The 16,025-nt window shown below is 63.6% G+C and carries 19 protein-coding genes and 1 pseudogene; 11 read left to right on the top strand and 9 right to left on the bottom strand.

The window, feature by feature from the left end:
• Nucleotides 1-179: 179 nt before the first annotated feature.
• Entirely contained in the window at nt 180-1,079 is a 900-nt protein-coding gene (locus H597_RS0125610) for a LysR family transcriptional regulator (RefSeq protein WP_028104622.1), read from the bottom strand.
• Nucleotides 1,080-1,180: 101 nt separating this feature from the next.
• Here H597_RS0125610 and H597_RS0125605 point away from each other — a divergent pair, with 101 nt between their 5' ends.
• The gene (locus tag H597_RS0125605) at nt 1,181-1,912 is read left to right on the top strand and encodes an SDR family NAD(P)-dependent oxidoreductase (RefSeq protein WP_028104621.1); all 732 of its coding nucleotides are present in this window, start codon (nt 1,181-1,183) and stop codon (nt 1,910-1,912) included.
• 28 nt (nt 1,913-1,940) lie between these two features.
• Here H597_RS0125605 and H597_RS35545 read toward each other — a convergent pair whose 3' ends face one another.
• The 3 genes from H597_RS35545 to H597_RS0125590 form a co-directional block, all read right to left on the bottom strand.
• Nucleotides 1,941-2,114 (bottom strand): hypothetical protein, encoded by a 174-nt coding sequence (locus H597_RS35545; RefSeq protein ID WP_154668283.1) that lies wholly within the window; start codon nt 2,112-2,114, stop codon nt 1,941-1,943.
• 95 nt (nt 2,115-2,209) lie between these two features.
• Entirely contained in the window at nt 2,210-2,755 is a 546-nt protein-coding gene (locus H597_RS0125595; RefSeq protein ID WP_028104620.1) for a DUF1697 domain-containing protein, read from the bottom strand.
• A 66-nt stretch (nt 2,756-2,821) separates the two neighbouring features.
• Nucleotides 2,822-4,417: a sensor histidine kinase gene (locus H597_RS0125590; protein WP_028104619.1), complete on the bottom strand. Its 1,596-nt coding sequence runs from the start codon at nt 4,415-4,417 to the stop codon at nt 2,822-2,824.
• Nucleotides 4,418-4,535: 118 nt separating this feature from the next.
• Between H597_RS0125590 and H597_RS0125585 the strand changes: the two genes are divergently transcribed.
• Both H597_RS0125585 and H597_RS0125580 read left to right on the top strand, forming a co-directional pair.
• Nucleotides 4,536-4,874: a hypothetical protein gene (locus tag H597_RS0125585; RefSeq protein WP_028104618.1), complete on the top strand. Its 339-nt coding sequence runs from the start codon at nt 4,536-4,538 to the stop codon at nt 4,872-4,874.
• Entirely contained in the window at nt 4,871-5,716 is an 846-nt protein-coding gene (locus H597_RS0125580; RefSeq protein ID WP_028104617.1) for an HDOD domain-containing protein, read from the top strand. The genes H597_RS0125585 and H597_RS0125580 overlap by 4 nt, the downstream gene beginning before the upstream one ends.
• Here the strand turns inward: H597_RS0125580 and H597_RS32500 are convergent.
• Nucleotides 5,713-6,057, bottom strand: a complete 345-nt coding sequence (locus tag H597_RS32500) for a hypothetical protein (protein ID WP_035375266.1) — start codon at nt 6,055-6,057, stop codon at nt 5,713-5,715. The genes H597_RS0125580 and H597_RS32500 overlap by 4 nt on opposite strands.
• Before the next feature lie 204 nt (nt 6,058-6,261).
• Nucleotides 6,262-6,567, bottom strand: a complete 306-nt coding sequence (locus H597_RS0125570) for a hypothetical protein (RefSeq protein ID WP_028104616.1) — start codon at nt 6,565-6,567, stop codon at nt 6,262-6,264.
• A 92-nt stretch (nt 6,568-6,659) separates the two neighbouring features.
• Between H597_RS0125570 and miaB the strand changes: the two genes are divergently transcribed.
• Genes miaB through ybeY form a run of 3 tightly spaced genes read left to right on the top strand, consistent with a single transcriptional unit; the run spans nt 6,660 to nt 9,500 of the window.
• On the top strand, nt 6,660-7,994 hold the full coding sequence (miaB, locus tag H597_RS0125565; protein WP_028104615.1) for a tRNA (N6-isopentenyl adenosine(37)-C2)-methylthiotransferase MiaB: 1,335 nt from the start codon (nt 6,660-6,662) through the stop codon (nt 7,992-7,994).
• Nucleotides 7,991-9,058, top strand: coding sequence for a PhoH family protein (locus H597_RS0125560; RefSeq protein WP_028104614.1), 1,068 nt, complete (start codon nt 7,991-7,993; stop codon nt 9,056-9,058). The genes miaB and H597_RS0125560 overlap by 4 nt, the downstream gene beginning before the upstream one ends.
• On the top strand, nt 9,042-9,500 hold the full coding sequence (ybeY, locus tag H597_RS0125555) for an rRNA maturation RNase YbeY (protein ID WP_028104613.1): 459 nt from the start codon (nt 9,042-9,044) through the stop codon (nt 9,498-9,500). Before H597_RS0125560 ends, ybeY begins: the two co-directional genes overlap by 17 nt.
• Here ybeY and H597_RS32495 read toward each other — a convergent pair.
• Nucleotides 9,497-9,880 carry a LysE family translocator gene (locus H597_RS32495; RefSeq protein ID WP_083941284.1) on the bottom strand — a complete coding sequence of 128 codons (384 nt, stop codon included), beginning with the start codon at nt 9,878-9,880 and terminating at the stop codon, nt 9,497-9,499. The genes ybeY and H597_RS32495 overlap by 4 nt on opposite strands.
• Here H597_RS32495 and H597_RS36305 point away from each other — a divergent pair.
• Both H597_RS36305 and H597_RS36150 read left to right on the top strand, forming a co-directional pair.
• A pseudogene (locus H597_RS36305) lies at nt 9,827-10,042 on the top strand (LysR substrate-binding domain-containing protein); the annotation flags it as partial. The gene H597_RS32495 and the pseudogene H597_RS36305 overlap by 54 nt on opposite strands.
• A 65-nt stretch (nt 10,043-10,107) precedes the next feature.
• On the top strand, nt 10,108-10,443 hold the full coding sequence (locus H597_RS36150; RefSeq protein ID WP_028104611.1) for a LysR substrate-binding domain-containing protein: 336 nt from the start codon (nt 10,108-10,110) through the stop codon (nt 10,441-10,443).
• On the opposite strand, the gene H597_RS0125540 is transcribed toward H597_RS36150, so the two are convergent.
• On the bottom strand, nt 10,440-11,456 hold the full coding sequence (locus tag H597_RS0125540; RefSeq protein WP_028104610.1) for a transporter: 1,017 nt from the start codon (nt 11,454-11,456) through the stop codon (nt 10,440-10,442). The genes H597_RS36150 and H597_RS0125540 overlap by 4 nt on opposite strands.
• 85 nt (nt 11,457-11,541) lie before the next feature.
• Between H597_RS0125540 and H597_RS0125535 the strand changes: the two genes are divergently transcribed.
• Nucleotides 11,542-12,420 (top strand): CorC family transporter, encoded by an 879-nt coding sequence (locus H597_RS0125535; protein WP_028104609.1) that lies wholly within the window; start codon nt 11,542-11,544, stop codon nt 12,418-12,420.
• Nucleotides 12,420-13,958 carry an apolipoprotein N-acyltransferase gene (gene lnt / locus H597_RS0125530; RefSeq protein ID WP_028104608.1) on the top strand — a complete coding sequence of 513 codons (1,539 nt, stop codon included), beginning with the start codon at nt 12,420-12,422 and terminating at the stop codon, nt 13,956-13,958. Before H597_RS0125535 ends, lnt begins: the two co-directional genes overlap by 1 nt.
• Here the strand turns inward: lnt and H597_RS0125525 are convergent.
• Nucleotides 13,955-14,956 (bottom strand): RpnC/YadD family protein, encoded by a 1,002-nt coding sequence (locus H597_RS0125525; RefSeq protein WP_028104607.1) that lies wholly within the window; start codon nt 14,954-14,956, stop codon nt 13,955-13,957. The genes lnt and H597_RS0125525 overlap by 4 nt on opposite strands.
• 172 nt (nt 14,957-15,128) lie before the next feature.
• Here H597_RS0125525 and glyQ point away from each other — a divergent pair, with 172 nt between their 5' ends.
• Nucleotides 15,129-16,025 (top strand): glycine--tRNA ligase subunit alpha, encoded by an 897-nt coding sequence (gene glyQ, locus H597_RS0125520; RefSeq protein ID WP_028104606.1) that lies wholly within the window; start codon nt 15,129-15,131, stop codon nt 16,023-16,025.

Raw genomic sequence — 16,025 nt, 5'->3', positions numbered from 1 at the left:
GATGGCTTTGCCGATCACTTCCGCATGGGTCTCCAGCAGCTGCACGATCGTGTTCGGATTATCGCGGCGCTAGGCCTTCGCGCCCGGCGGCGTGAAGAACGGGTCGTGTTTACCCCAGATGGCCAGGGTCGGCACAACCGCAACAAGGTGGCAGCGTTCCGCCAGCGCCAGCAGGAAGGCTAGCGCAGAAGGAAATCGACGAAGCTGCGCACCCGCAGCGAGAGGTGGCGCGCATGCGGGTAAATCAGATAGAAGGGCCGTGAGCAGCCGCCGTACTGCGGCAGCAATTCGACCAGCTCCCCGCTGGCCAGCGCGCGCTCCACGCTGAAACGGTAGACCTGGGCGATGCCGCCGCCGTGCAGCGCCAGCGTTTCCATGCCGAGGAAGTCGTCCGCGATCACGACCGCGTCGCTGCCCGCCAGTTCAATCTCGACGCCGTCGCGCATGAACTGCCAAGGAATCAGCCGTCCCGTGCTGGGCAGGACGAACTGGATGCAGTCGTGTGCGGCCAGGTCCTCCGGCGACTTGGGCCGGCCGCGCAGCTTCAGGTAGGCCGGCGACGCCACCAGCGCCAGCGCCGCATCCTCCAGCTTGCGTGCAATCAGGGTCGAATCCTGCGGCGCGCGGCCGCGGATTGCCAGGTCATAGCCTTCTTCCGCGAAGTCGATATTGCGGTTGCTGATGTGGACTTCGACCTGTACCCCGGGATACTTGCGCCGGAAAGCGGAGACCCGCTGCAGCAGGCGCGAATGCGCATAGGGGGTCGGTACGCTGATGCGCAGCTTGCCTGCCGGTGCCGTCTGCCGGCCCGTCACTTCGCGCTCGGCGTCGACCAGTTGCGACAGCGCCTGCCGGCACTGTTCGAAGTATGCCTGGCCGCTGTCGGTCAGGCGGATCTGGCGCGTGGTCCGCACAAACAGCCGCACGCCAAGGCGTTCCTCCAGCCGCGACACCGAACGGCTCACCGCCGCCGGCGTCACCCCCGCCAACGCGGCCGCCGCGGTGAAACTGCCCTGCTCTCCCGCCAGCACGAACAACTCGATGCTGCCCAGCTGCATATCGTCAAAGTGGCGCCGCATTCATTACCCCATGTATCAAGTGAATTACGCAAAGGCGTATTTATCGACGCCCAAGTCATAAGTATAGTGATTTCACCTTAACCAACCTCATGGAGTTTCAAATGACCAGAACAGCCATCGTCACCGGCGCTTCCAGCGGCCTGGGTTTCGCCATCGCCAAGGCTTACCTGGCGCGCGGCTACAATGTGGTGGGCAATGCCCGCACCATGGACCGCCTGCAGACCGCCGCCGCCCAGCTGGGCAACCCCGCCAACTTCCTGCCGGTTGCCGGCGACATCGCCGCCCCGGCCACGGCGCACGCCCTGTTCCAACAAGCCTCCGCCCGCTTCGGCAAGGTCGATATCCTGGTAAACAACGCCGGCATCTTCATCGCCAAACCGGCCGTCGATTACAGCGAAGCCGACACCGACGCCATCGTGGCGACCAACCTGAAGGGCTTCCTGTTCCCGGCCCAGGAAGCCGTGCGCCATATGGAAGCCAACGGCGGCGGCCACATCGTCAACATCACGGCCAGCCTGGGGGTGACGCCGGCCAAGGCCACCGCCTTGCTGCCGGTGCTGATCAAAGGCGGCCTGAATATGGCCACGCGCGCCCTGGCGCTGGAAGTGGCGGGCAAGAACATCAAGGTCAATGCGGTGGCGCCGGGCATCATCAGCACGCCGATGCACGGCAAGGACGCGGGAACCCAGGAATTCCTGAAAGGGCTGGTGCCGACGCACCGCCTGGGGTCGGCCGAGGATATCGCCGCAGCGGTGCTTTACCTGACCGATTCGACCTTCATCTCGGGCCATGTGCTGACCGTTGACGACGGCGCGGCGGCCGGCAACTGGTAAGAGGGGAACAGCCTGCCGGGCGGCAGGCTTACAGGGCGCACACGCTGTGGATATTGGTGAACGCCACACCGCCGGCAATCGCGCGGCCGATACAGCTGACTTTCTGCCAGCCATTGTCGGCAATGGCGAAGCCGCCGATCACCAGGGCCAGAACCACGGCGCCGAGGATCAGGGCGCCGCGTAGCGTGTCATTCATCTTCATTACAGGTCTGACAAAATTGTGGACAAGCGATTCTAGACGCTCGCCGCATGCACCGCCAGGAAAGGGCCGGTAAGAGTATCCTATTTACAACTGAATTATATTTTTGCCATCAAATTCAGCTTGCTGATGGTGCTCCAGTTGCGCGAAGTCACGGCGTCGCCCAGGGCCTTGCCCATGGCCGCCGCGGCGCGGCTGGCCAGCACCCCGTCCGGGCACCAGATATAGGCCGCATGGCGGCCCAAGGCGAAGGCCTCCGGCTGCCAGCTCTGGCGTGCCAGCGGTTCGAGCTTGCCGCGGTCTTCATCGGGTTTGTTCAGCACCGCCACCAGCAGGCGCGAATGGTCGTCGGCCACATCCTGCAAGCTGTTTTCCGCAACGATTTCGGCCAGCTGTCCGGCTTCGATCACCGTGACCTTGGCGGGCACGCCCAGTTTCAGCACCAGGGCTTCCTCGATGCGGGCCGCGCAATCGGAGGCTTCGTGCGCAGTGCAGTCGAAGACGACGTTCCCGCTATTGAGCAGGGTGCGCACATCGCCAAAGCCCATATCGCTCAAGACCTTGCGCAAGTCGGCCATCGCCACGCGTTTGGCGCGCCCGACATTGATACCGCGCAGCAAGGCAACCAGTCGCTGTTTTCCCATCACAGTTCTCCCTGCAGGGCTCCAGTATGCGGCAGTTCAGGCCGCAGCGGCGCCCAGCTCGGGCGCTCAGCCGGCAGTCGGCGCGTGCAGCGGTGCGTCGGGATGCTTGTCTTCGCCCTCGTCGCTCGGCGTCACGCGCGGGATGCGCAGCACGAACTTGGCGCCCTTGCCCTGGGTACTCGTCACGGAGATGGCGCCGCCGAACTGCTTGACGATCAGGTTGAACACGATATTCAGGCCGAGGCCGGTGCCGCCCTGGCCGCGCCGCGTGGTGACGAAGGGATCGAACACCTTGTCCAGCATATCGGGCGCAATGCCCTTGCCGTTGTCGACCACCTGCATTTCAATGATATCGCCTTCCGGGATCACATTGATGTCGATATTGCCCGCCCCGTCGGGCTCGAACGCGTGCTCGACGCAATTCAAGGTCAGGTTGGTGATGACCTGGGCCAGCGCGCCGGGATAGCTGTCGAGCATGATCTCGTCGGGACAGTTGATCGCCACCACGATGCGCGTTTTCTTCAGCTTGGGCTGCAGGCTCGACACCACCTCGCCGATGTATTCCTTCAGCTCGAAACGGCGGCGCGCCTCGCTGACCTGGTCCACCGCGATCTGCTTGAAGCTGTGGATCAGGTGCGCCGCGCGGTAAGCGTTGTTCATGATCAGGCGCGCGCTTTCGCCGGCCGTCTCGATGTATTTCTGGATTTCCGATTTTTTCACCTGGCCGGACTGCATCGATTCGTCGACCTTGGTGGTGGCATCCATCAGCACCGAGGCGCTGGTCAGGGCAATGCCGACCGGCGTATTGATCTCGTGCGCCACGCCGGCCACCAGCGAACCGAGCGAGGCCAGTCGCTCCGCCTGCAGCAGCGATTCCTGGGTGCGTTGCAGGTCGTCCAGGGCCTGCGCCGTTTCCTGCGCCGAGCGGCGCGCCAGGTCTTCCGCCTCGCGGGTGCGCTTGATGATGGACTTCACCTTGCGCTGGATGGCATTGAAGCCGCGGATCACGTCGCCCAGCTCGTCGCTGCGCTTTTCCGGCAATTCCTCCACCTCGTCGGAGCCGCGCGTGGCCAGTTCGAACAAGCCGTCGCGCAGCTTCTTCAAGGGGTCGAACACGATGCGCAGCGAGAGCGCCAGCGCCACCACCAGGATCAGGTCCAGGGTCAGCACTTCCACCACCTTGCGGCGCACTTCGGCCGCCAGCGTGGCATCGATCTGGGCGCGGCTGAAATTGACCACGACGCGGCCCACGATGACCGGTTTCAGCGCGCTGCCGGCGGCGCCCGCGTCGCGGTAAGCCAGGTCGGCCACCACGGGCGCGCCCTGGACATCGGTTTCCGATTCGATCGGGATGATGCCGCCGTCGTCCTTGCGCCGCTTGCCGGAAAACAGGCCGACGGAAGTGTCGTAGACGCGGATGGCAACGAGTTCTGGCGGCAACATTTCCGCCGCGACGATATTGTCGACCTTGGCCTTGTCCAGGTCCCACAGGGCGGATGGCAGGCTGGTCTGCAGGCGGGTCAGCACGCCCTCGCGCAGGCGCTGGTTGGCCACTTCCAGTTCATGACCCAGGCTGTACTGTGCGTAGGTGCCGGAAATGCCCAGCACGACGGTGACGATCACCACGAACAGCGCAGTCAGCCGGCCTTGGATACCAAACATTAAGTCCCTCCCCGTGTTCCCACCAATGTAAGGGATGGAGTGTCGCTTGGCAAGATTTTAAGGATGATGCCTTGGCGGCACTGAGGTAAGATTTGTTGTGCTGACCAGGGAGATCAAAATGACGGGTACCTATCGCCACCTGCCGCTGGCCGACGTCCAGCCCGGCATGGTCTTATCCGATGAACTGTTGGACATGCAGGGCCAGGTGCTGCTGCCAGCGGGCACCGTGTTGACGGAAAAGATGCTCGAACGCATGCCCGGCCACAGCGTCGAATCGCTGGCGGTGGTGGACGACGCCGCGCCCGATCCGCAACAGACGGCCGCCGAACGGGCGGCACAGCTGGCGCGCATCGCCTACCTGTTCCGCCGCCATGACGACGACGACGTCGAAGACGGGGCCGCCCAGGCGCTGCGCGCCCTGGTCACCAGTTTTCGCGCAGGCGGGGAGGCCGCATGAGTTCGCTGCTCAGCTACGACGATGTGGTGAAGAACCTGGAGGACCTGCCGTCCTTGCCGGCCGTGGTGATGGAGCTGCTCAACAGCATCGACCAGGAAGAGATCGATATCACGGTGCTGGCCAAGAAGGTGTCGCACGACCAGGCCCTGACCGCCAAGACGCTGCGCCTGGCCAATTCCTCGCTGTTCGGTCTGCAGGTCAAGGTGACCACGATCCAGCAGGCGATTACCTTCCTCGGCTTCCAGAGCACGCGCAACCTGATCACGGCCGCTGCCGTCACCGGCTGCTTTGCCGACAAACAATGCCCCGGCTTCGACCACCGCAGCTTCTGGCGCCATTCGATCGCGGCGGCGGCCTGCGCCAAGGTATTGGCGCGCCATGTGCGCTTCAACCAGGACTACGCCTTCACCGCCGGACTGCTGCACGATATCGGCCGGCTGGTGCTGGTGTCGAGCTTCCCGGACCGGTATGCGCAGGTGCTCGTCTACCAGCAGGAAAACGATTGCCATGCGCTGCAGGCGGAACGCGCCATACTGGGCATCGACCATGTCGACGCCGGCTTGGCGCTGGCGGAGCACTGGAATTTTTCCGACACGATGCGGCTGGCGATCGCCGGCCACCACGATCCCGGAAAAGCCGGCGCCGGTTTCCTCGCTGCCATCATCCATGTGGCCGACGCCGTGGTCCATGCGCTCGACCTGGCGGGAAAACCGGACGATATGGTGCCGCCGGTTTCCACCATTGCCTGGAAAGCGCTCCACCTGAACGAAGACAGCTACCTGCACCTGTTCCGCGAAACCGAACTGCAATACGAAGAGATTGCGCTGGTGCTGCTGGCTTAGTGGGCCGTGGCCTGCGGCATGCCGTTCTGCAGCGAGGCGCCGGCCGGTTTCTCGTCCGCCTTGGGGCGGCCCTGCGCATCCGACAGGCGGTACTTGGTGCGGCGGTCGCCCATCAAGTCGCGCAGTTCGCGGATACTCATGCCGGTGACTTCGTGCATGCGGATCAGCAGCGAGGCGCCGACCGGCAAGCGGTGGTGGCGGATCTTGCTGATGACGGGAGGCGCGACTTCGAGCATGCGCGACAGCGCCGCATCGTTTTTCAACTGCATTTTGCCCAGCAGGATGTCCAGCAAATGATTCGGGTTGTAGCTTTCCTGCGAAGCGAGAGCGTGGTGTGCCATGATGGTTCCTCTCTTGACAGTGGAGTGTTGAGGCAGGGCCGGGCGTCTTGACAAATTTTCATGCCAGTGCACCGGGCGAACCTTGTTCAACATCAAGACTTGGCGATGATTTACCGAAAATCTTGACAACAATGCCATTTCAACACAGGGATTATTCCTGTGTCGCACGAAAGAACCTCAAGGAAATTGTGTTGCGCGGATATTTCACGCAGTCACGGAAATAATGCTGCCGGGCGCCGGCGTGCCTGGCGTCGGGCGGTTGGCTTGCGCGTTCTGCGCCTGTAATTGCTGCCGAGTAAGAAAGTCCTGCTGTTCCGCAGCCCGGGTTTGCTCGGTGCGGCGCGTCTCCGCCGTCCTGGTAGTGTCGCGCTCGTTGCGCGCGGCCTGCTGGTCGCGGACGCGCTGCTCATCCTGGCGCAACTGGCGTTGCTCGTCGAGACGGCGCTCGGCGGCGGCATTGTCGACCTGCTGGACATTCCGGGTGGTCGGCCCAATCCCATTGATAGCCATGATGTCTCTCCGCAAAGCTGGCACTTTTCACTCTAGGCCCCGCCGTGCCTGATTTCAAGGGCAGGACAGCGATTTACGGTAAACTTGCGGGTATGCAGAAAAAAGTATTCATCAAAACCTTCGGCTGCCAGATGAACGAGTATGACTCGGATAAGATGGCTGACCTGCTCGGCGCGTCCGAGGGACTGGTACGCACCGAATCCCCGGAAGACGCCGACGTCATCCTCCTGAACACCTGTTCCGTGCGCGAAAAGGCGCAGGAGAAGGTGTTTTCCGACCTGGGCACCTTCAAGAAGCTCAAGCAGGCCAAGCCTGAGCTGGTGATCGGCGTGGGCGGCTGCGTCGCCTCGCAGGAGGGCGAAGCCATCGTCAAGCGCGCGCCGCTGGTGGACGTGGTATTCGGCCCGCAGACCCTGCACCGCCTGCCGAAGCTGATCGAACTGCGCCGCCACACCGGCAAGCCGCAGATCGACATCAGTTTCCCCGAGATCGAGAAATTCGACCACCTGCCGCCGGCCCGTGTGGAAGGGGCGTTCGCCTACGTCTCGATCATGGAGGGCTGCTCCAAATACTGCTCCTACTGCGTGGTGCCGTACACCCGCGGCGAGGAGGTGTCGCGCCGCTTCGAGGACGTGCTGACCGAAGTCGCCGGCCTCGCCGCGCAGGGCGTGAAGGAAATTATGCTGCTGGGGCAGAACGTGAATGCCTTCCGCGGCGAGACCGCCGACGGCAGCGTCGCCGATTTCGCCATGCTGATCGAATACGTGGCCGAGATCCCGGGCATCGAGCGCATCCGCTTCGTCACCAGCCACCCGAAGGAGTTCACCCAGCGCCTGGTCGACTGCTACGCGAAGATTCCGAAACTGGCCGACCAGCTCTATCTGCCGGCCCAGCATGGCTCCGATAAAATCCTGGGCGCCATGAAGCGCGGCTACACGGCGCTGGAATACAAGTCCATCATCCGCAAGGTGCGCGCGGTGCGCCCGCAAGTGGTGATTTCCTCGGACTTCATCGTCGGCTTCCCCGGCGAGACGGACGAGGATTTCGACGCGATGTACAAGCTGGTGCAGGATGTCGACTTCGACAACAGCTTCAGCTTCATCTTCAGCAAGCGCCCCGGCACGCCGGCCGCCAACCTGGCCGATGACACCCCGGCCGCAGTCAAGTCGGCCCGCCTGCAGCGCCTGCAGGCCCTGTTCGACGAGAACACCAAGCGCCACAGCGCCGCCATGGTCGGCATGACCATGCAGGTGCTGGTGGAAGGTCCGTCCAAACGCGGCGGCAATGCAATGCAAGGCCGCGCCAGCAATACCCGCACCGTGCATTTCGACGGCGGCGCCAATGCGCAGGCACTGATTGGCCAAATGGTCAGCGTGCGCATCACTGAAAGCCTGGATTACGCCCTGTGCGGAGAAGCGATACTTTGAAAACAAAAACCCCGGTGCAACCGCACTACTTCGTTCCAGAACCGCTGGACAATGCGCGCCTGGCCCATTTGTGCGGCCCGCTCGATGAAAACCTGCGCCAGATTTCCGCCGCGCTGGACGTGACCATTTTCCGCCGCGGCGAGAAGTTCATCGTCAGCGGCACCAATGCCGAACGCGCCGTCGCCATCCTGGCGCGCTTCTACAGCGTCGCCGACAAAGTGGTGCCGGTGGAGGAGGTGCAGCTGGCCCTGGTCGAGCAGCGCGCCAGCGAAGCGCCGGACGATTTCGGCCCGGCCGGCGAGGAACCGCCCTTCCATGAGCCGGACATCACCAGCCCGGTGCTGAAGACGCGCCGCAACGACCTGCGCGGCCGCACCCCGCACCAGATCCGCTATCTGCGCAATATCCTCGAGCACGACATCAGCTTCGGCATCGGCCCGGCCGGTACCGGCAAGACCTACCTGGCCGTGGCCTGCGCCGTCGATGCGCTGGAGCGCGATGCGGTCAAGCGCATCATCCTGACCCGCCCCGCCGTGGAAGCGGGCGAGCGCCTGGGCTTCCTGCCGGGCGACCTGGCGCAGAAGGTCGACCCTTACCTGCGCCCCCTGTACGACGCGCTGTACGACCTGCTCGGCTTCGACCGCACGCAGAAGATGTTCGAGAAGCAGGTGATCGAGATCGCGCCGCTGGCCTATATGCGCGGCCGCACGCTGAACCACGCTTTCGTCATCCTGGACGAGGCACAGAACACCACGGTCGAACAGATGAAGATGTTCCTGACCCGTATCGGTTTCGGCAGCAAGGCCGTGGTCACGGGCGACGTGACCCAGGTCGACCTGGCCAAGCACCAGAAGTCCGGCCTGGTCGATGCCATGCACGTGCTGCGCAATGTGCGCGGCATCGCCTTCAGCCAGTTCTCCAGCGCCGACGTGGTGCGCCACCCGCTGGTGGCGCGCATTGTCGATGCCTATGAAAACGCGCAGGAAGCCAGTGCCGAACTCGCGCCCCTGCTGCAAACCGTCAAACCTGCTGTGAAAGCTGTGCGCAATGTCCGAAAAAAATAAGCTGGCCCTGTCCATCCAATACGCCGACCCGCGCCTGCAGGACGCCATCACCCGCCCGATGATACGCAAATGGGTCAAGGCCGCCCTGTTCGCGCCGGCCGAACTGACTATCCGCTTCGTCGACGCGGAAGAAGGCCTGGAACTGAACCGCGACTACCGCGGCAAGGATTACGCCACCAATGTGCTGACTTTCGCCTACAACGAAGGCGAGGAAGTGGCCGAGGACGAACCGACCCGCGCCGATATCATCCTGTGCACCGACGTGCTGCAGCGCGAAGCGGCCGAGCAGAAGAAAACAGTGGAAGAACACACGGCCCACCTGATCGTGCACGGCGTGCTGCACGCCCAGGGCTACGACCACGAAGACGACGAGGAAGCAGCCGAGATGGAAGGCATCGAAACCGAAATCGTCACCGGCCTCGGTTACGCCGATCCGTACTAAACCTTCAGCATCGTCAAGCCGAACGCGCAAAACACCAGCGCACCCAGGCGCGAGAGTATGCGGGCGCTGCGCGGCTGGCTGAGCCAGTTCCTGGCCCGCGCCGCCAACCCGGCATACACGCCATGGATCACAAGCAGCACCATGCAGTAGCTGCCGATGGCCAGCGCCAGCGGCACCTGTTGCCGCGCCGCGCCCACGCCTTCGGCGACCTGGGGCAGCACGGACAGGAAGAACAACAGCGATTTCGGGTTGCTCGTCTGCAGTAGGCGGCCGCACGGCCCGCTGTCCAATGCAGCATTGTCGCGGCGCTGGAACCGGCTGGCGGCATGGCGCCCCGGCATTGCATCGTGGTCGACACCAGTGTCACGCTGGCGATGCATTGGCTGATCCCACAACTGCCGGACTTCCGCCGGCGCTTTCCCCACATCCACGTCGACGTGCACACAGCCGACGGCGACATCAATCCCTCCGCCCCGGTCGATGTCTTCATCCGGCGCGATCCGGCGGCATTGCGTGGCTTGCCGTCGCAAGCCTTCATGGACGAGCGCTGCGTGCTGGTGTCCAGCCCGGCCTTTGCGTCGCAGCTGGGCGTGCCCCTGGCGCCGGCATGGCGTGGCTGGCAGCGGCGCCGCGCATTGGTGCGCGCTCCAGGCCGGACCTGTGGCCGGGCTGGGCGCGCGCCCACGGCATGGAAGCGCGGGCGTTGGCACCGACCCTTGAGCTCGACAATACCGTGCTGGCGATCCAGGCAGCCATCCAGGGCTTGGGCGTGCTCGTCGTCCCCGAAGCCTTTGTCGCCGCCATGGCCGGCCACGGCACGCTCCAGCGCATCCATTCGGCCAGCATCGGCACCGGCGCCTATGCGTTTGCCGCGGGCCGCCAGCGCGCCTCCCCGCGGGTGGAACTGTTCACCCGCTGGCTGGTGCAGCGCGGCGGACCTTAATCCTGCCGCTGGCGCAACAGCCAGGCCCCCGCCACCACGGTAAACAACACCACGATGCCGGCGATGATCCAGAATCCGGACTTGTCTTCGGATAGCGGGATGCCGCCCACATTCATGCCCAGCAGGCCGGCAATGATATTGATCGGCAGCGCCAGCACGGTCACGATGGTCAGCACGTAGAGGCTGCGGTTATTGGCTTCGTTGACCAGGGCCGCGATTTCCTCCTGCAGCAGCTTGATGCGCTCCTGCAGCGCCGCCATATCGTTCAGCACCACGGCAAATTCCTCGGTCGATTCGCGCAGTTCCTGGCGATCGGCCTCGCTGGCCCAGGACGGCGGCCGCTGCAGCAGGCGGAACAGGGCCGCCGGTTCCGGCGCCAGCAGCCGTTGCAAACGCACCAGTACCCGCCGCAAGGCGCCCAGGTCGGCCCGCTTGAATTTCAGCTTACCGGACAGGAGGTTGTCCTCGATGCGGTCCACCTTGCCCGTGGCGTCGCGCACGATGCGCGTCAGCACATCGGCCTGGTCGCGCAGCAGATGGGTCAGCAGCACCACGCTGGAGCCCAGGTTTTCCCCGCCGCGCACCGCCTGGCGCAAGCGCTCGACCGCCTGCAGCGGCTTGCGCCGCGCGCTCACCACCAGGCGCCGGTCGACGCTCAGGCAGACGCTGGAAATGTCCGACGGCTCGAAACTGAAGTCGCGCAGCACGTCATTGACCACCGCCACCAGGGTGTCGTCCGCCTGCTCGATGCGGGTCGAGCGCGCGCCCTCTTCGTGCAGGCTGTCGTAGTATTCATTTGCCAGCTCGGCATGTTCGCGCATCCATTTCTCGCTGGCGGTGTTGGCAAGGTTGAAATGCAGCCAGATGAATTCGCCGGCCGGATTAGCGGGGGCGCGCAGCCATTGTTCCGCCTCGGAGGCTTCGATCGGCACTGGTTGCGGGCCGCGTCCGAACAGGTAAGCGCACACGAGGCCGCATTGGTCGGAGCCATAGGTGACTGCACTGATCTGCATCGTGTTTCCAATTTAGCAATTAGGCCGGGGCTCGGCCGTTTAGTGTATGCTATAGCACTTCGAAACAACGGCTTTCATGCCAATTATGCAAGAGCACCCTAGTAGCGTCAGGAATGACGCTAAACCACACCGGTCGCTGTTCGAGCGACTCACCGCCCTGATTTCCCCTGAGCCCGAGAGCCGCTCGGAGCTGCTTGAAGTCCTGCACGATGCCCATGAACGCAATCTGATCGACGCCGATGCGCTGTCGATGATCGAAGGCGTATTCCAGGTGTCGGACCTGTCGGCACGCGACATCATGATCCCGCGCTCGCAGATGGATGTCATCGATATCACCAAACCGATCGAGGAATGGATCCCGCTGGTGCTGGAGACAGCCCACTCGCGCTTCCCTGCCATCGAAGGCGAACGCGACAAGGTCGTCGGCATCCTGCTGGCCAAGGACCTGCTGCGCTACTACGCGGAAGAATCGTTCGACGTGCGCGATATGCTGCGCCCGGCGATCTTCATTCCGGAATCGAAACGCCTGAACGTGCTGCTGCGCGATTTCCGCGCCAACCACAACCATATGGCCATCGTGGTCGACGAGTATTCCGGCGTGGCCGGCCTCATCACCATCGAGGACGTGTTGGAGCAGATCGTCGGCGATATCGAGGATGAATACGATTTCGACGAAGAAGAAGACAATATCCTGTCGATCAAGGAAGGCAAGATTGGGCCGCGCTGGCGCGTCAAGGCGCTGACCGAGCTGGAGCAATTCAACGAAGAGCTCGATTCCGGCCTGGCCGACGAAGACGTCGACACCATCGGCGGCCTGGTGGCCAAGCACCTGGGCCGCATGCCGCACAAGGGCGATACCTTCGACATCGCCAACCTGCGCTTTGAAGTGCTGCGCGCCGACGCGCGCCAAGTCCATGTGCTGACCGTGGAAAAACTGCCGGCCTCCGTGGATGAGCAGGACTGATGCGCTGGCGTAAGACCAAGCCCGGCGAAGCGCCTGCCGCGCCCCGCTCCACCCGTAGCCGCATGCTGATCGCCGCCCTCTGCGGCGCGGCGGGCGTGCTGGCGTTCGCGCCGTTCGGCTGGTGGCCGCTGCAGATCCTGTCCCTGGCCGTGCTGGTCTACCAGGCCTTGCGCGCCGAGTCAGTGCGTGCCGCGGCCCTGGTGGGCTGGGCCTTCGGCTTCGGCTGGTGCCTGGCCGGCTTCCATTGGCTGTATATCGCCATCCACCAATTCGGCGGCATGCCCGCGCCGCTTGCCGCCATCGCCATTGCGCTGCTGGCGGCGGCCATGGCCCTGTACGCCGCCGGCGCCATGGCAAGTACTGCCTGGCTGCGCAAACGCTGGCCGCTGCCCTTGCCGGCCGCCACCCTGCTGGTGCTGCCCGCTTGCTGGGCGCTCTTCGAACTCCTGCGCGGCTGGCTGTTCACCGGGTTCCCCTGGGTAACGGCGGGGTACGCCCACAATACCTCGCCGCTGGCCGGCTATGCGCCGCTGCTGGGCGTGTACGGTATCAGCTGGCTGGCGGCCATCACCGCCGGCGCGCTGCCGCTGCTGATGCACCCGTTCCGCTACAAAGCAATCGCCCTGGTGGCGGCCATCTGGCTCGGCGGCCTTGCACTCGGCCGCGTGGAATGGACCGCACCGTCCGGCAAGCCGCTGACAGTGCGCCTGGTGCAGGGCAATATCGCCCTGAAGAACAAATTCGACATCCAGCACATCGGCGATACGCTGCGCCAATACCAGCAGGCAGTCACCGCCCAGCCGGCCGATTTGATCGCGATTCCCGAAACCGGCGTGCCGCTGTTCGCGTCGCAGCTGCCGACAGGCTACCTGGACGCCTACGGCCAGTTCGCGCGGCGTACCGGCAGCCATATCGTGCTGGGTATGCCGATGACCAATGGCGTCGAATATTCGAACAGCGTGCTGGGCCTGCCGCCGTCGCTGGCCGTCAGCGCTTACCGCTACGACAAGCACCACCTGGTGCCATTTGGCGAATTCATCCCGACCGGCTTCCGCTGGTTCACCAACCTGATGCAGATTCCGCTGGGCGACCAGACGCGCGGCGCGGTGATCCAGGCGCCGTTTCCGGTGAAAGACCAGAAGGTGCTGCCGAATATCTGCTATGAGAACGTGTTCGGGGAAGAGATTGCGGAACAGATTGCGTTGACCGGTGCCACCGTGATGCTGAATGTGTCGGAACTGGCCTGGTATGGCGATTCGATCGCCATTCCGCAGCATTTGCAGATGTCGCAGATGCGCGCGCTGGAGACCGGCCGCCCGATGCTGAGCGCCACCAATAGCGGCGCCACGGTCGTGATCTCGCCGCGCGGTGAGGTGCTGCACGCGCTGCCGTACCGCCAGCCGGGCGTGTTGAGCGCAACAGTGCAAGGCATGTCGGGCGACACGCCTTACATCAGGCTGCAGAACAAGCTGTTCCTGGCGCTGGCAGCCCTGTCCCTTGGCGCCGCCTGGCTCTGGTCGCGCCAGCGCCGCGGCTAAAAGATCTCGTCAAGGGTCCTGGCGGTCACCACCGCCAGGATCCAACGCTCCAATTCTTCCTGCTCGGCGTTGTCTATTTTTTGACGCACGCTCGCGTCGAGTTGCCCAAAACGCCGCTCCAGCTGAAGGCAGATCATACTTCGCATCGTTTCCAGCCGACCACGTGCTTCCCCTCTTGCCTCGCCTCTTGCCTCGCCTATTGCTTCACCTCTCGCCTCACCTATTGCTTCACCGCGTGCCTCGCCGCGTGCCATACCACGCTGTTCGGCGCGCTCTTCCCATAGATATTTCCAAGCCATTTCACTTCCCCTTTCCAACAGAGATTGTTGTTCATCGACCAGCTCTTGCAACGCTTTGGGCAATCCCATCATTCGGTCGATAAGGTCATATATATCGTGGAACTTCAGGACCTCCCAGCCAACTGCCCTCAAGCCAGTCAGCAGTTTGTCTTTGACAAGCGCGCGTACGGAAGGTTCCCGGCGCGTACGCAGAGTAAATAGATGGGCCGCCACAAGCCATGCGAAAACGTTGTCGCTGCAAAATAACGCGTCCAAACAAGCTTCAAAGTCCCTCAGCTTGATCGTCTCGAATTCAAAGCTCATACGGGTATTGCCTGCGGCGAGTTCAAATTGGCGGGGTCGCCAGCCAGGACTACGGTCGCCAAGGATGACGATGCTGCGCACCGGCAGGCGGAACTGGTCGTAAAGCCGGTATTGGCAAACAAACATGCGCTCGGCAAACCCGCGCTGGCGAGCAACCTGCACTTCGATATGCCACAAGCATGGCTGCGCATCCGCGCCGGGGACCCGCAGCAGCTTGTCGACCCGGAACAGGCCCAGCTTGCTATCGCGGAAGCATTTGGCAAGCTCCTGGTCAAGGCTTTCGGGCAAAGCTCGGCCGCCCCACTCTTCGAGCAGGAAGAAGGCTGTGAAATCAGGCCAATAGCGTTCGATCGCCTGCTTCCAGACGGCATCGTAGTCGGCTTGCGGTAGATTCATGCCCCTTGGATGGGCTGGTGCAGCCGTAGTTCTGACGCAGCAGACAGGCTTTGATCTGGATCAACCGCCCTGCGGGCTGGGCAAAACTCTACAGGTTCCCCCCAAAAACCGCTAAAATGAGCCGTTTTAGCGAACCGATAACGCTCGCGCCAAGGCGCCACCAACGACCACGATGCTGACATTTCAACAAATTATCCTGACCCTGCAAACCTACTGGGACAAGCAGGGCTGCGCACTGCTCCAGCCGTACGACATGGAAGTCGGCGCGGGCACCTTCCACACCGGTACTTTCCTGCGTGCAATTGGCCCCGAGCCATGGCGCGCGGCCTATGTGCAGCCGTCGCGCCGCCCGAAAGACGGCCGCTACGGCGAGAATCCGAACCGCCTGCAGCACTACTACCAGTACCAGGTGGTGTTGAAGCCGGCGCCGGAAAATATCCTGGACCTGTATCTGGGCTCCCTGGCCGCGCTGGGCCTGGACCTGAAACAAAACGACGTGCGCTTCGTGGAAGACGACTGGGAAAGCCCGACCCTGGGCGCCTGGGGCCTGGGCTGGGAAGTCTGGCTGAACGGCATGGAGGTGACCCAGTTCACCTACTTCCAGCAAGTGGGCGGTCTCGATTGCAAGCCCGTGCTGGGCGAGATCACTTACGGCGTGGAGCGCCTGGCCATGTACCTGCAAGGCGTGGAAAACGTCTACGACCTGGTCTGGACCGAATGGGAAGAGAACGGCCAGAAGAAACAGCTGAAATATGGCGACGTGTTCCACCAGAACGAAGTGGAGCAGTCCACCTACAACTTCGAGCACGCCAACACCGACCTGCTGTTCGCGCAATTCGCCAACCACGAATCCGAAGCCAAGCGCCTGATCGAGCTGCAGCTGGTACTGCCAGCCTATGAGCAGATCATGAAAGCCTCGCACAGCTTCAATATGCTGGACGCCCGCGGCGCCATTTCCGTGACCGAGCGCGCCGCCTATATCGGCCGCGTGCGCACGCTGTCGCGCCTGGTGGCCCAGGCCTACTACGAGTCCCGCGAACGCCTCGGCTTCCCGATGGTCGCCAAATAA

Source organism: Pseudoduganella violaceinigra DSM 15887, assembly GCF_000425385.1.
GTDB lineage: Bacteria > Pseudomonadota > Gammaproteobacteria > Burkholderiales > Burkholderiaceae_D > Rugamonas > Rugamonas violaceinigra.
Note: the sequence above shows the minus strand (reverse complement) of the source record. Positions and strands in the feature narration are given on the sequence as shown.

Coding starts and splice junctions, on each gene's coding strand:
- H597_RS0125580 (WP_028104617.1), top strand. CDS start 4,871: ATGAGTTCGCTGCTCAGCTACGACGATGTGGTGAAGAACCTGGAGGAC.
- H597_RS0125605 (WP_028104621.1), top strand. CDS start 1,181: ATGACCAGAACAGCCATCGTCACCGGCGCTTCCAGCGGCCTGGGTTTC.
- H597_RS0125525 (WP_028104607.1), bottom strand. CDS start 14,956: ATGAATCTACCGCAAGCCGACTACGATGCCGTCTGGAAGCAGGCGATC.
- lnt (WP_028104608.1), top strand. CDS start 12,420: ATGCGCTGGCGTAAGACCAAGCCCGGCGAAGCGCCTGCCGCGCCCCGC.
- H597_RS0125590 (WP_028104619.1), bottom strand. CDS start 4,417: ATGTTTGGTATCCAAGGCCGGCTGACTGCGCTGTTCGTGGTGATCGTC.
- H597_RS0125610 (WP_028104622.1), bottom strand. CDS start 1,079: ATGCGGCGCCACTTTGACGATATGCAGCTGGGCAGCATCGAGTTGTTC.
- H597_RS0125540 (WP_028104610.1), bottom strand. CDS start 11,456: ATGCAGATCAGTGCAGTCACCTATGGCTCCGACCAATGCGGCCTCGTG.
- H597_RS32495 (WP_083941284.1), bottom strand. CDS start 9,880: ATGCATCGCCAGCGTGACACTGGTGTCGACCACGATGCAATGCCGGGG.
- miaB (WP_028104615.1), top strand. CDS start 6,660: ATGCAGAAAAAAGTATTCATCAAAACCTTCGGCTGCCAGATGAACGAG.
- H597_RS36150 (WP_028104611.1), top strand. CDS start 10,108: ATGGCGTGGCTGGCAGCGGCGCCGCGCATTGGTGCGCGCTCCAGGCCG.
- H597_RS35545 (WP_154668283.1), bottom strand. CDS start 2,114: ATGAAGATGAATGACACGCTACGCGGCGCCCTGATCCTCGGCGCCGTG.
- H597_RS0125585 (WP_028104618.1), top strand. CDS start 4,536: ATGACGGGTACCTATCGCCACCTGCCGCTGGCCGACGTCCAGCCCGGC.
- H597_RS0125570 (WP_028104616.1), bottom strand. CDS start 6,567: ATGGCTATCAATGGGATTGGGCCGACCACCCGGAATGTCCAGCAGGTC.
- H597_RS32500 (WP_035375266.1), bottom strand. CDS start 6,057: ATGGCACACCACGCTCTCGCTTCGCAGGAAAGCTACAACCCGAATCAT.
- glyQ (WP_028104606.1), top strand. CDS start 15,129: ATGCTGACATTTCAACAAATTATCCTGACCCTGCAAACCTACTGGGAC.
- ybeY (WP_028104613.1), top strand. CDS start 9,042: ATGTCCGAAAAAAATAAGCTGGCCCTGTCCATCCAATACGCCGACCCG.
- H597_RS0125535 (WP_028104609.1), top strand. CDS start 11,542: ATGCAAGAGCACCCTAGTAGCGTCAGGAATGACGCTAAACCACACCGG.
- H597_RS0125595 (WP_028104620.1), bottom strand. CDS start 2,755: ATGGGAAAACAGCGACTGGTTGCCTTGCTGCGCGGTATCAATGTCGGG.